10 protein-coding genes and 1 pseudogene are annotated in these 14,192 nt (G+C 64.7%); 9 read left to right on the plus strand and 2 right to left on the minus strand.

Features of this window, described 5'->3' with window-relative positions; genetic code table 11:
• The 9 genes from AC1DMG_RS14035 to AC1DMG_RS14075 all read left to right on the plus strand — a co-directional run.
• A partial coding sequence (locus tag AC1DMG_RS14035) for an arylsulfatase (protein ID WP_477180656.1) occupies positions 1-1,646 on the plus strand: 1,646 nt, incomplete at its 5' end.
• A gap of 211 nt (positions 1,647-1,857) precedes the next feature.
• On the plus strand, positions 1,858-4,371 hold the full coding sequence (locus AC1DMG_RS14040; RefSeq protein ID WP_477178430.1) for a spermidine synthase: 2,514 nt from the start codon (positions 1,858-1,860) through the stop codon (positions 4,369-4,371).
• A gap of 28 nt (positions 4,372-4,399) precedes the next feature.
• On the plus strand, positions 4,400-5,380 hold the full coding sequence (locus AC1DMG_RS14045) for an AAA family ATPase (protein WP_477176690.1): 981 nt from the start codon (positions 4,400-4,402) through the stop codon (positions 5,378-5,380).
• A gap of 16 nt (positions 5,381-5,396) precedes the next feature.
• Entirely contained in the window at positions 5,397-6,347 is a 951-nt protein-coding gene (locus tag AC1DMG_RS14050) for a DUF58 domain-containing protein (RefSeq protein ID WP_477176691.1), read from the plus strand.
• Between the two features lie 3 nt (positions 6,348-6,350).
• Positions 6,351-6,851: a DUF4381 domain-containing protein gene (locus AC1DMG_RS14055; RefSeq protein ID WP_441605276.1), complete on the plus strand. Its 501-nt coding sequence runs from the start codon at positions 6,351-6,353 to the stop codon at positions 6,849-6,851.
• Complete coding sequence (locus tag AC1DMG_RS14060; RefSeq protein WP_477176692.1) at positions 6,838-7,860, plus strand: vWA domain-containing protein; 1,023 nt, start codon at positions 6,838-6,840, stop codon at positions 7,858-7,860. The genes AC1DMG_RS14055 and AC1DMG_RS14060 overlap by 14 nt, the downstream gene beginning before the upstream one ends.
• Position 7,861: 1 nt before the next feature.
• On the plus strand, positions 7,862-9,481 hold the full coding sequence (locus tag AC1DMG_RS14065) for a VWA domain-containing protein (RefSeq protein WP_477180657.1): 1,620 nt from the start codon (positions 7,862-7,864) through the stop codon (positions 9,479-9,481).
• Entirely contained in the window at positions 9,478-10,818 is a 1,341-nt protein-coding gene (locus tag AC1DMG_RS14070; protein ID WP_477176694.1) for a BatD family protein, read from the plus strand. Before AC1DMG_RS14065 ends, AC1DMG_RS14070 begins: the two co-directional genes overlap by 4 nt.
• Before the next feature lie 116 nt (positions 10,819-10,934).
• Positions 10,935-13,403 carry a tetratricopeptide repeat protein gene (locus AC1DMG_RS14075; RefSeq protein ID WP_477180658.1) on the plus strand — a complete coding sequence of 823 codons (2,469 nt, stop codon included), beginning with the start codon at positions 10,935-10,937 and terminating at the stop codon, positions 13,401-13,403.
• A gap of 54 nt (positions 13,404-13,457) precedes the next feature.
• Here AC1DMG_RS14075 and AC1DMG_RS14080 read toward each other — a convergent pair whose 3' ends face one another.
• Entirely contained in the window at positions 13,458-13,835 is a 378-nt protein-coding gene (locus tag AC1DMG_RS14080) for a DoxX family protein (protein WP_441605281.1), read from the minus strand.
• A gap of 163 nt (positions 13,836-13,998) precedes the next feature.
• Positions 13,999-14,192, minus strand: a pseudogene (locus tag AC1DMG_RS14085) (SDR family NAD(P)-dependent oxidoreductase); the annotation flags it as partial.

The raw sequence follows: 14,192 nt of genomic DNA on the forward strand, positions 1-14,192 counted from the left end.
GATTGTTGACATCGATCACCACGGTGGTCGCGACGGCATTGCTCGTCGTGGCTGCCGTGACCATTCAACCGCTCACGGCCAAGGCACAGCCGCCGGCCCAGGACCAGCAGCAGAATCAGTCGGACAACGGCAAGCCCAATATCCTGGTGATTTTCGGCGATGACGTAGGGCAGTCGAACATCAGCGCGTATTCGATGGGCCTGGTGGGCTATCGCACGCCCAACATCGACCGCATCGCCCGCGAAGGCATGATCTTCACCGACTATTACGCCGAGAACAGTTGTACGGCGGGCCGCTCGACCTTCCTCACCGGTCAGACGGTATTGCGGACGGGTCTATCGAAGGTCGGCATGCCCGGCGCCAAGGCCGGTCTGCAGGACCGCGATGTCACCATTGCTCAGGCGCTGAAGGGTCAAGGCTATGCCACGGCGCAGTTTGGCAAGAACCATCTGGGCGACCGCGATGAATTTCTGCCGACCAGGCATGGCTTCGACGAATACCTCGGCAACCTCTACCACCTCAATGCCGAAGAAGAGCCCGAGCGTCCGTACTGGCCATCGAATGATCCGAACTTCCTGAAGGTCTACAACCCGCGCGGTGTGATGCACACCTTCTCGGATGGYAAGATCCAGGACACCGGTCCGCTCACCGTCAAGCGCATGGAAACCATCGACGACGAGACGACGGGCGCAGCGATCGGCTACATCCAGAAGCAGGCTCAGGCCAAGCAACCGTTTTTCGTCTGGATGAACTTCACGCGCATGCACATCTTTACCCACGTGCGTCCGGAGTACATCGGCAAGGCTGGCCTGGGCAAGGGTCATGAGTACGCCGATGGCATGTGGGAGATGGACCAGAATGTCGGCAAGCTGCTCAAGACACTCGACGACGCCGGCATCACCAAGAACACCATCGTGGTCTTCACCACCGACAACGGTCCGAACTTCTTCACCTGGCCGGATGCAGCCAATACGCCATTCCGCAGCGAGAAGGATTCGAACTGGGAAGGTGCCTTCCGCGTACCCGCCATGGTTCGCTGGCCGGGTCATATCCGTCCCAATACGGTGAGCAATGCGCTGATGTCTGGCCTGGACTGGTTCCCGACCCTTGTGGCGGCGGCCGGCGAAGGCGACATCGTGAACAAGTTGGCCAAGGGCCTGAGCATCGGTGGCAAGTCGTTCAAAGTGCATCTGGATGGCTACAACTTCCTGCCGTATCTGACAGGGCAGAACAACACCAGACCGCGCGATGAGTTCTTCTATTTCGACGACGATGCGGAGCTCGTGGCGGTGCGATGGGATCCGCTGGAGCCCGGCGCCGTCACGCCGGATGCTTGGAAGGCCGTGTTCTGCGAACAGCGCGCACCCGGTGGCCTGCAGATCTGGATGGAGCCGTTCACCTGCCTGCGTTTGCCCAAGCTCTACAACCTGCGCATGGATCCGTACGAGCGTGCCGATATTGGTCCGACCACCGGTTACTACCGTTGGGAGACTGAAAACGCCTACGTCACGGTGGAAGCCAACCTGCGCGCCGCGCGTTTCCTGGCAACGTTCAAGGACTATCCGCCGAGCCAGTCGCCTGATTCGTTCACCATCGACAAGGCGGTCCAGCAGCTGAAGATGGAACTGCAGAAGCAGGGCAAGTAATGACCGGCGAGAGGTGGCATCAACGCCACTTGTCCTAAGTCAAAGGCAGGCTGCCCGCATCCGTGCGGGCAGTCTGCGTTTTGGCAGACTTTGTCTTCGATGTGACGGTGCGCAAGGCGCGCTTGCCCGCGGTTACTTAAGTAGCTCTACGCAGCGCGCCTGGTCCGTATACTCAAATGACATACCGTCCCGCGCGAGATCCATGCCCGCCATGAAGCCGCCACGCGTTGGAAAACATGCCTTTGTGGCGCTGCCCGTCAACGCCGCCACAGCGCACTGGTCGGCCGCCCTGTTGTTCGGCTCGGGCGCCGCGTCGCTGGTCTATCAATTGCTGTGGATCAAGCAGCTCTCGCTGGTGGTGGGCGTGGAGGTCTATGCCGTCACCATTGCCGTGAGCGCCTTCTTCGCGGGACTGGCCATCGGTGGTGCGTGGTGGGGACGTACCGCCGACGGGCTCTCTCATCCCTTGCGTCTTTATGCATGGCTTGAAGTGGCAGTCGGTGTGCTTGGGGTGGGGGCGACCCTGCTGCTGCCGCACAGTGCCGAGCTCTTCGCGCAGTGGGAGCAACGGGTCGGTTGGCTCGCCTGGCTGCTTCCCTTCGTGCTCGTGGGCGCACCTGCGGTGGCGATGGGAGGCACGCTGCCTGTGCTGGTACGCGCCAGCGCCAGCGACAGCGTGGCCGGCACGGGCGGGCGGCTCTACGCGGCGAACACCGCAGGGGCCATTACCGGCGTGCTGGCCGCGCCGTTTGTATTGCTTCCAGCGCTTGGCGTGCAAGGAACGGCGCTGGCTGCGGCCGCCGTCAACGCGATTGCTGCTGCCGTGGCGTGGATGCTGGATCGTCGTCATGCCTTCGTACCGCCGGACAGCAAGGAAGCGCCGGTGGCGTCCAGTCGTTCCGCGCGCCTCGCGCTAACGCTCTATGCCATCGCCGGCGGCATCGCGCTGGGTTACGAAGTGATCTGGTCGCAGACCGTCGTGCAGTTCATGACCACGCGCGCCTTCGCGTTCGCCATGATGCTGGCCGTCTATCTGTTCGGATTGATGCTGGGCAGTGCGATCCACGCGCGTTTCGCCGATCGCGTACGCAACGGATGGTTCGTCTTCGGCGCGCTTATCGCGCTGGCGGGCCTCGTGGCTTTACTGCAGGTCAGCGTGCTGGGCGAGTGGTTGCCGGCGCTGCAGAGCCAGGCGGCCAATGTGATGACGAGCCTCACCGGCAGTCGCCTCGCTGCGATGTGCGCGCGATTTGTCGTGGCCGCCATCGTGGTCGTGCTGCTGCCGACGCTGCTCCTTGGCGCCGCGTTTCCGGCGGTGCTGCGGCTATACGCGCAACCGGGACGCAGTGGCCGAGGTGTGGGTTTCGCAGTGGCCGTGAACACACTGGGCGGCATTGCCGGCACCGCACTGGCGGGCTTCGTGCTGGTGCCGACGTTTGGACTGGTGCGTTCACTGGCCTTGCTTGCCATCGCGGCGGCGGTGGTGGGCGTGACTGCAGTGTTCGCGGGTTCCACATCGCGCGATCGATCGCGCTGGATCGTGCTCGCCGTGGGCGCCTGCACGTTGGTGATCGCGATACTGACGCCGCCACAAAAGCTCGCCACGTTGTTGGCGCAGGTACGCGGGGGCGAGCTCACCTATTATCAGGAGAGCCGTGGCGGCACGGTGGCAGTACTGGCACAGGGGCAGGGCGACAGCCGCTTCCATCGACTCTATATCCATGGCGTGTCCAACTCGGGTGACACGCTGCCCTCCCGGCGCTATATGCGCCTGCAGGCCTTGTTGCCGCTGATCATCCATCGCGGTGAGCCGCATTCGGCGCTGGTGATTGGTTTCGGCACCGGTATCACGGCGGGCGCACTGTCGCAGTATCCCGGCCTCACCACGCGCGTTTGCGCCGAACTTCTGCCTGCGGTGGTCCATGCCGCAGCGCAGTTCAAGGGCAATTACCAGGCGGGCAGCGACCCGGGTCTCGATATCCGTCTGCGCGATGGGCGCCGCGAACTGCTGGCCAACCCGCAGACCTATGACGTGATCACGCTGGAGCCGCCGCCGCCTTCGGCCGCCGGCGTGGTGAACCTGTATTCGCGCGATTTCTATCAGCTGGCATCGCGGCGTCTCGCGCCGGGCGGCATCCTGGCGCAATGGTGGCCCATCGCCACGCAGAACGACGAGGATTCGCGCGCCATGGTACGTGCCTTCCTCGATGCCTTCCCGCACGCCACGCTGTGGACCACCGAGCTTCACGAAATGCTGCTGGTTGGGTCCAACGAGCCGATCGAACTGGATGCGGCACGCATCGCGCAGCGCTTCAACCAACCGTCTGTGGCCCAATCGCTTGGCGACGTTGGCGTGGCTACGCCCGCTGCGCTGCTGGCGACGTGGGTCACCGATCGGGCCGGCCTGGAGCGCTACGCCGGCGATACTCCCGCGGTGACCGACGACCGTCCGAGCATCGAATACGGGACATGGCTGCGGCGCAACGAAATCGTCCGCGTACTGCCGGAACTGGTGACGCTGCGCACCGAGCCGCCGCTGCACGGGGCCGACGACCAACTGATCAATGCCATGCGCACGCAACGCGACGTGCTGTTCACTTTCTACGCGTCAGGGTTGGCTGCGTATCAGGGCGATCGCGACCATTGGTCAGAAGCCCTCGGTCTGGTCATGCAGGCGGACGGCCAGAACCCCTATTACCGCTGGATCGCTGGCGGCGGACCGTGATGCGGTGGGCGACGGAGAGCGAGTGGACATGAATGCGAAAGAGGCCGTTGCGACGCTGCAGGCGCAGATGGAGACCTCCATCATCGGGCAGCGCGAGCTGATCCGTCAGATGATCGTGGGGCTGCTGGCCAATGGTCATCTGCTGCTCGAAAGCCTGCCTGGCCTGGCCAAGACGCGTGCGGTGAAGAGCATGGCCAAGAACCTCGATACCCAGATGCGCCGCATCCAGTTCACGCCTGATCTGCTGCCTTCGGACATCACCGGTACCGAAGTGCTGCACCAGAAGGACGGCCAGAACGTATTCCAGTTTCAGCCGGGCCCGATCTTCGGCAACGTCATTCTTGCCGACGAGATCAACCGTGCGCCAGCCAAAGTGCAGGCCGCACTGCTCGAGGCGATGGAGGAGCGGCAGATCACCGTCGCCGGCACTACGCACAAGATGCCGGACCTGTTCATCGTGATGGCCACGCAAAACCCGATCGAGCAGGAAGGCACGTATCCATTGCCCGAGGCGCAGCTCGATCGCTTCCTGATGAAGGTGCTGGTCGACTATCCGGACAAGGACAGTGAGATCAGCGTGCTCGAACTGGTGCGCAGCGAGGAGGTGGGGGCGTCCCATGGTGCGGGTGCAGGGCAGGACTCGCGTATCGCACCAGCCAGCGTGTTCGAAGCGCGTGGCGAGATCCATGCCATGCATGTGGCGCCGGCGATCGAGCAATACATCATGGCCCTGGTCGACGCCACGCGCCATCCGGCCAACTACGACAAGACCCTGGCCACCTGGATCCAGATCGGCTCCAGTCCACGCGGCGGCATTGCGCTGGAACGCACCTCGCGCGTGCATGCATGGCTGGAAGGGCGCGACCATGTCACGCCCGATGATGTGCGTGCGATGGTGCATCCCGTGCTGCGCCATCGCCTGATGCTTTCCTACGACGCCAGCGCCGAAGGCATCCATGCCGATCAGGTGATCGACAAGATTCTGGAGCTGGTGGCCGTGCCGGCCTGAGCGGGAGATCGGTGCGATGGCAGCGGTATCGGACAGCGACATTGGTACGGTCTACGTCACGCCTTCGTACCTGGCGCGGATGGAATACGATGCGCGCCGCCTGCGAGCCACGCCGCACCGCCCGCATCACAGCATTCTTGCGGGACGACATGCATCGCGCCTGCGCGGACGCGGCCTCAATTTCGAGGAGATCCGAGCCTACGTGCCGGGCGATGATCTTCGCCACCTGGACTGGAAGGCGTCCTCGCGCGTGGGTCATGCCCTGGTGCGCTCGTACACGGAGGAACGGGATCGACCCGCGCTGTTCGTGGTGGACCAGCGCATCTCGATGTTCTACGGCACGCGCCGCGCGATGAAATCGGTGGTGGCGGCGGAGTTGGCGGCACTGGGCGCGTGGATGTCGTTCCAGGCTGGCGACCGTGCCGGCGCGGTAGTGTTCGATGACAACCATATCCAAAGCATCCGCGCCCATCGCAGCCGATCGCGCGTGCTTGCGATGCTTGGCGCGTTGGCGCGCAGCAACCAGGCCTTGCGCGCGGATGATCCGGTGCGCATCAATCCCGGGCAACTGGATGCCGCGCTGCGTGCCGCACTGCATCTGGCGACGCACGATTACCTGGTCTTCATCGTCAGCGATTTCCTGGGGGCGGACGAAGAGACTCTGCAGCTGATCCGTGAGCTGGCCACGCACAACGACGTTGTCGCCGCCCTGGTGTTCGATCCATCCGCCCGCGCTCTACCGGATCGGGGCAAGATCGTCGTCACCGAGGGCGAGCTGCAAGTGGAGCTGGATTTCGACCGCAAGACGGTTCGCGAGCCGCTGGGCGTCATGTTCGACCGGCGCCTGCAGGAAACCGTCGAACTGGTGCAGCGTTGCGGCGTGCCCATGCTGGCCATCGATACCGAACAGCCCACGCTCCTGCAGGTGGCGCGCATGCTTGGGCGCTTCGCCCTGCGCGGGAGGTAGGTGGTGCTATTGCTTCCCGACAAGCCGATGGCATCGATTGCGGATCTCAAGGATATTCCGGCGCCGCCGCCGGTGTCCTACGCACCGCAGACCGCCGGATGGTGGGTAGTCGGCGGCCTGATCGTGCTCGGCTTGCTGCTGTACGCGTTCTTTCGCTGGCGCAGGTGGCGGCGCAATCGCTATCGGCGCGAAGCGCAGGTCGAGCTGGACGCCATCGAGCGCGCGGCGAACGATGCGGCCACGCGCCATGAGGCACTGGCCGCGCTGCCCGTGCTGGTCAAGCGCACGGTGCTGTCGTGGGCGCCACGGCAAGAGGTGGCGCCGCTGACGGGCGAAGCGTGGCTACGTTATCTCGATCGGACCTATCCCCGGGGTGGATTCGTGCAAGGGCCGGGGCGTCAGCTCGATGCACTCGCTTACGGGCCGCGTGAGCTCGGCAAGGACGAACTCGCTGCCTTGATGGCACTGCTGCGCCACTGGATCGACGACCATGTGGCAGCTTGAGCACCCCTGGCTGCTGCTGGTGTTGCCTCTGCCGCTGCTGGTGTGGTGGCTGTTGCCGCCGTACGGCGAACGCACGCGCGCTGTGCGCGTGCCGTTCTTCGACGAATTGACCAAGGCTACAGGTCAAACGCCCGCGCGTGGTGCCGTCGTATTGCGTGGCAACTGGCTGCGCCGCGTGCTGGCGCCATTGTGCTGGGCGTTGGTCGTGCTGGCCCTGGCCGGACCGCAGCATCTGGAGCCGCCGATCGAACGCACTGAATCGGCGCGCGACCTGCTGCTGGCGATCGATCTGTCCGGCTCCATGGCCACGCCCGATTTCCTGGATCCACAAGGGCAGCGCATCGATCGCTTGAGCGCCGTGAAGGGCGTGGTCGATGATTTCATCGCCCATCGCACGACCGATCGCATCGGCCTGATCGTGTTCGGCACCAACGCGTTTCCGCAGGCGCCGTTGTCGCTCGACCATGTGGCCGTGCGCGAGTTGCTCGACGAGCTGCGCGTGGGCATGGCGGGCGAACAGACGGCCATTGGCGACGCCATCGGCGTGGCCGTGAAGATGACCGAACATTCCCAGCAACGCGAGCGCGTGCTGATCCTGCTGACGGATGGCAACGATACGGCGGGCCGCATTCCCGCGGACAAGGCCGCTGAGATCGCCAAGGCCGGCCATATCGTGATCCATACCATAGGCATCGGCGATCCGATGGCCAAAGGCGAAAACCGCGTCGACCTGGACGCACTCAAGCGCATTGCCAGCGCCACGGGCGGGCGCACCTTCCGCGGCGAAAACCGCGAACAGCTGGCCGGCATCTATGCACTGCTCGATCGCGTGACACCCAGCAAGGTGAAGCATTCGGTCTACCGGCCGAAGGTCAGGCTCTACTACGTTCCCCTGGGCGCGGCGCTGCTGTTGATGATCGCCTATCACCTGGTGATGCTTGGCGTGTTGGCGCCGCTGGCACGCCGCCGCGACGTGTCCCGGCTGTCGCCCGGTACGTCGGAGAGCTGAGATGGAACAGGGTTTTCATTTCATCCGACCGCTGTGGCTGCTGTTGCTGCCGGCAGGGCCGTTGCTGCTGTGGTGGTGGGGCCGTCGCAACGACCCGCTGCAACGCTGGAAAGGCATGATCGCGCCGCACCTGCTGGCGCATCTGGTGGTCGGCGACAGCGAGCGCTGGCGTCCCCGTCCCATTCACCTGGTCTGCGCTGTGCTCGTGCTGGGCAGCATTGCCTGCGCCGGCCCCACGTGGGAACTGGAATCGCCGCCGTTTGCGGAGGACCRCGCGCCGCTCGTCGTGGCAATGGATCTCTCCGCGGCGATGAACGCGATGGATGTCTCGCCCACGCGGCTGGAGCGCGCCAAGCAGAAAGTGCGCGACCTGATGGCCCTGCGCGTGGGCGGCCGCACCGGCCTGATCGTCTACACCAGTTCGGCGCATATGGTGTTGCCGCCGACCGACGATGYGGCATTGATGGAAATGTTCCTTTCGGCGCTGAGCACCGACCTGCTGCCAGCCGGCAAGGGACTCAACGCAGGCGCCGCACTCGCGCTGGCCGACAAGCTGCTCAACGCGGAAAGCGACCCGGGTACCATCGTGTTCTTCACCAGCGGGTTCGACGATGCACAGATCCCGGCGTTCGTGGCGCATCGGCAGCACTCGCGACAGCAGGTGTTGATGCTGGCGGTGGGCACCACCGAGGGCGGCCCATTGCGCGGGGCCAATGGCCAGATCCAGACCGGATCGGATGGCACACCCCTCAACGCCAAACTTGATGACGGCGCGCTGCAGCGGCTCTCCGCGCAAGCGCATGTTCCACTGGCCAGCATCACCTCAGGTGGCGAAGACATGCAATGGGTGCAGCGCGAGGCCGTCCATCACCTGCAGATCGTCAAGGACAAATCGTCGGTGCACTGGAAGGAGTATGGCTACTTCCTGTGCTACCCGCTGGTGCTGATCGCGCTGTTCTGGTTCCGGCGCGGCTGGATGGTGCGCTGGGTGTTCGTGCTCGGCGTTGCCGGGCTGGCCATGCATCCATCATCCGCGATGGCGGCGGACTGGCATGTGGCCGACTGGTTCTTCACCCCAGATCAGCAAGGCCGCTGGTACTACGAGCATCGCGATTTTGAAAAGGCGGCCCGGCATTTTCAGGATCCCACCTGGAAGGGCTGGGCGTTGTACCAGCATGGCCGCTGGGACGATGCACGCAAGATCTTCGAAACCTTGCCTGGTGCGGACGCTAAGTTCATGACCGGCAACAGCTATGCCCACCAGTTCGAATACGAGGAAGCCAAGGAAGCCTACGACGAAGCGCTGCGCCTGCGTCATCCCTTCCCGGACGCCGAAGCCAATCTGCGCCTGATGGTCACGCTGATGAAGCAGCGGGAGAGCGTGCCGGCCGAGGACGAGGACGACGAAAGTCGCCCCGACCAGGTCAAGCAGGACAAGGAGGGCGCCAAGGGCAAGGGCAAGATGCAGGTGACGGGCAAGCGTCCCTCGCAGCTGCCCGCCGATGTGTGGATGCGCAACCTGGGCGTGTCGCCTGCGGATTTCCTGCGCACCAAGTTCAGCATCGAAGAGGGCCAACCGGCACCCGCGCCCGCCAGCAGCACAGCGGGAACGCCACCATGAAATGGCTGATGGCATGCCTGCTGTATCTGTGCGTCGTGCTCGCTTATGCCGACGAACCCGTGGCACCACCCGCAACGCCGCCAGTGCGGGTGCGCGTGCACCAGGAGCCGGCGGGTACGCTGATGCAGGGCGAGACAGCCCGCATCGTGGTTGACGTGCTGACCTCCGATTTCTTCATCGATGCACCCGTGCTGCCGGAGCTGCACGTCGACGGCGCTTATCTGTCGCTGTCGGCTGAGACACCGGGACACCTGGTGGAGACGGTGGACGGTCAGTCGTGGTCCGGCGTTTCACGCACGTATCTGATCACGCCCCTGATGTCGGGGCCGATCGACATTCCGTCGTTCGAGATCACCGCCCATCTCGGCGCCCAACGCACGCCTGTTGCCGTGCAGACCCAGCCCCTGTCGCTGGAGGTGCGGGCGCTGGTGCTGCCGGCCGGCGTCACCGAGGCGCTGATCGCCCGTTCGCTGAAGATCACCCAGACCATTACGCCGGACAATAGCAGGCTGCATGTCGGCGACACACTGACGCGTCGCATCGAGATATCCGCCGAAGGCGCGCCGGCGATGATGCTGCCGCCCAGCAAGTTCGCACCGGTGGATGGTTTGACCTTGTACCCGGCCTCGCCGGTGGTGCGCGATGCGGTGGACAACCACGGCGGTTTCGTCGGTGGCACCCGCGTGGATGCAGCCAGCTACGTGATCGATCACCGTGGTCGCTATACCCTGCCGCCGATCAGCGTGCGCTGGATGGACAGCCGCACGCGCGAATGGCGCGAGAGCACCGTGCCCGCTGTGCATTTCCATGCATGGTGGGGAGCGGCGAACAAGCCGCGATTTGCGTTACCGCAGCGTGGTTTCATGCCACGGCTGATCGGCTGGTTCTCCAGCGATGCAGGACTGGCGATCTTGATGCTTGCCGTGCTGGCGGGACTCGCCTGGTATTTCCGCGCCTGGTGCGTGAGTCAATGGCAGCGCTGGAAAGATGCGCGTTTCCGCTGGCGCCATCGTGAAGCCGTCGCATTCCGCGCCGTTCGCCGTCGACGCAGCGAGACTTCAGCGGCCGTGCTATCGCAGGCCATCGATGCATGGGTACGACGGGCCGCGGACGATGGCGCACCCGCCAGCATCGACGCCTGGGTGTCGCGCCATGGCGATGCCGCGCTGCGCGATCAGTGGAACGCGCTGCAGGATTCCCTCTATGGCGGCAACAGTTCGCCATGGTCCGCCAACGTACTGGTCGATGGGCTTGCCGCCGCAAGGCGCCAGTGGAAGCGCAGTCGCTGGCGCTGGCGACAACAGTCGGCGTTGCCGCCGCTCAATCCCGCCGCGTGAAGCGCGGCGCGCATTCACGGCGTCATCGCAGATACCCGTTACCATGCCCGCGCGGCTGTTGAAACACAGCGCCACGGGAAGCGGCGCATACACTCGTAGAGGCTTGGGGAGAGGGCATGGGGCGTTCCAGGAAGAGCCACGGCAAGCGCTCTGGCAAGAGCGCGTCCGCGCGTCCCGCCGCACCCGCAAGCGCGCCCCCGTCGACCGAAGAGCGTCGCGGGCTCTGGTGGCTTCCGCTCGGCGTGGCCTTGCTGGTGCTGGTGGTGCTGGGCATCTGGTGGCTGCGCGTGCCGGCACCTGGTGTGGCCACCACGCCCGTGGCCTCCGTCGCCTCGGCGCCAACACCACCTGCCGCCGCGTTGCCGCCCGCGCACTATGTGGGCACGCAAGCGTGTGCTTCATGCCATGCGAAAGAGACCCAGGCCTGGCAGTCATCGCATCACGCGCTGGCCATGCAGGTGGCCAATGAGCAGACCGTCGAAGGTCATTTCGAAGGTGCGCTGAAGCAAGACGGCGCCGTCGCCAGTTTCTCCAAGCGAGGCAGCACGTATACCGTCAAGACGGACGGTCCCGACGGCAAGCCCGGCGAGTTCGAAGTGAAGTACACCTTCGGCGTCTATCCGTTGCAGCAGTATCTCGTCGCGTTTCCCGATGGCCGTCTGCAGGCGCTGCGCGCGTCATGGGACGCGCGTCCGGCAGCCGAAGGCGGGCAGCGCTGGTTCAATCTGTATCCCGGCGAGCATATCGACGCGCACGACACGCTGCACTGGACGCGCCTGAACCAGAACTGGAACTACATGTGCGCCGACTGCCATTCCACCCATGTGCAGCGCAACTACGACTTGGCGAGCAACACCTTCAAGACGAGCTGGAACGAGATCAACGTCGCCTGCGAAGCCTGCCATGGTCCAGGCTCGCGTCATATGGAATGGTCGAAGGCAACCCAGGCTGCGCAGCAGGCCGATCCGTCGATGGGCCTCACCATCGCGCTCGACGAGCGCAAGGGCGTGCGCTGGATTCCCAATCCTKCCAGCGGCAACCCGGCGCGCAGCGCGCCACTGGCGACGCATCGCGAGGTGGATACCTGCGCAGTCTGCCATTCGCGACGCAGCATCATCGCCAAGGACACCGCGCCCACCGGTCGGCTGATGGACACGCACGATCCCGTGCTGCTGGCCGAAGGCCGCTATCACGCCGACGGTCAGCAATTGGACGAGGTGTATGTGTACGCCTCCTTCCTGCAGAGCCGCATGTACGCCAAGGGCGTGACCTGCAGCGACTGCCACGATCCGCATACCGGCAAGACCCGTGCACAGGGCAACGCCTTGTGCGAGAGCTGCCATACCCCAGCGGTATACGACACCGCGGCACACCACATGCATAAGGAAGGCAACGCGGGTTCGCAGTGCGTGGCCTGCCATATGCCGTCGAAGAATTACATGGTGATCAATGCGCGTCCGGATCATTCCATCCGCGTGCCGCGTCCGGATCTCACCGTGCAATACGGCGTGCCCAACGCCTGCGCCAACTGTCACGCCGACAAAGGTGCGCAGTGGGCGGCCGATGCCATCGCCAGGGCGCATGGCCCCGAGCGCAATGGCTACCAGCATTTCGTCGAGGCGCTGGATGCCGCGCGTCGCGGCAAGCCGGGTGCGTCATCCCTGCTGACCACGCTGGCCGCCGATGCCAGCTCGCCGGTGATCGCGCGCGCCACGGCGGTCAACGAGCTTCGTCGTTACGCCAGTCCCGATGCGTTGCCGGCGATCCAGTCCGCACTGGCCGACGCCGATCCGCTGATGCGTGCCGCCGCACTCGATGCCTTGCTGGCATTTCCCACCCAAGTGCGCGGACCACTGGCGGCGCCGCTGGCCGACGACGCAGTACTCGATGTGCGCGTGAAAGCGGGCCGCGTGCTGGCCGGCGTGCCGGACGAGCAACTCGATGTCACCCAGCGTGGCGCACGCGATCGTGCCTTCACCGCGTATCAACAGGCGCAGGCGGCGATTGCCGATCGTCCGGAGTCGCACTACAACCTTGGCGTGGTCTATGTTGAGCGAGGCGACACGGCGGCTGCGGAACAGGCATTCCGCCAGGCGCTCAAGCTGCAGCCGGACTTTGTGCCGGCCTACGTGAATCTCGCCGACATGTATCGAAACAGTGGCCATGAGGCGCAGGCGGAAGGTGTGATCGACGACGGTTTGCGCGCCGTGCCAGGCAACGCCAACCTGCTGCACGCCAAGGGCTTGTCGTTGATTCGGCAGAACGAGACGAAAGAGGCCATGCCATGGCTCGAGCGTGCCCATCGCGCCGAACCGGACAATGCGCGCTTCGCTTACGTCTATGGCGTGGCGTTGAATTCCGCAGGCAAGAACGAGCAGGCGCGCACGCTATGGGAAGCAAGCCTGCGCACGTCACCCTACGATGCGTCGCTGCTGTTTGCGCTGGCCGGTGCGGAGCGAGATGCGGGCCATGCGGACAAGGCCCGGGAGTACGCCGAGCGCCTGGTGGCCGTGGCCCCGCGTTCGCGCGAAGCGCACGAACTGCTGCAAAGCCTGGGCGGCGACAACACGCCCGTCTTCCATTGATCGGGCCAGCTGCCACCTGGCGCGCACCGTCGCGCCAGGGTCGGTGGAACCGCCTTATCGCTTGTCCAGCGAGTACCTCCCGGGGCCGGCAATCACCAGCAACAGCAGTCCGCCGGCAATGCTCACGTTCTTGTAGAAATTGATCATCGTGCCGACGCGTTCTGGATCGACCATATGCCAGAACTGGTGGCCGATCACCGCGGCAGCCAAGGTATAAAGGCCCAACAGCAAGGCCAGCGGCCGCGTGTAGAAGCCCACCACGATGGCCAGTCCCACGACGAACTCCATGATCACCGCGATGCCGGCCGTGGCCGCTGGCATCGGGACGCCAACGGAACCCATATAAGCGACGGTCGCGGAAAAGCCCTCGATCTTGTTCCATCCGAAGATAACAAACAGAACCATCAGCAGAAGGCGGGCAAGCAGAAGCATGCCGTCCCTGCTGTCTGCCAGTAACGTATATCGCATGGTCGTTCTCCCATGACTCTACGCAAGGCATGCGGGTAAGAGGCCCGCGTGGATCGCACCAATGCGCGGTGCGGTCGAGCACACTATAAGCCTGCACGCGTGCAATGGCGTAGCCGGCGTTCTCAGTTCAGGCGTCTTCGGGGATATCGCTCTTATAGCGATCGGCCGCCACGTCGCGCGACAGCTCCGGAGCCATCCGGCGGCGCGCCTCGTCGTAGCGGTTCCATGCTTCGATGTCGGGCAGCGAAGGAATCGTCACCACTTCGCCCTGGTCATAACCAGAAAGCGCGGCGTCCACCATTTCGTCGACTTCCATGATCA

The sequence above is a fragment of the Dyella sp. 01N36 genome (assembly GCF_056399745.1).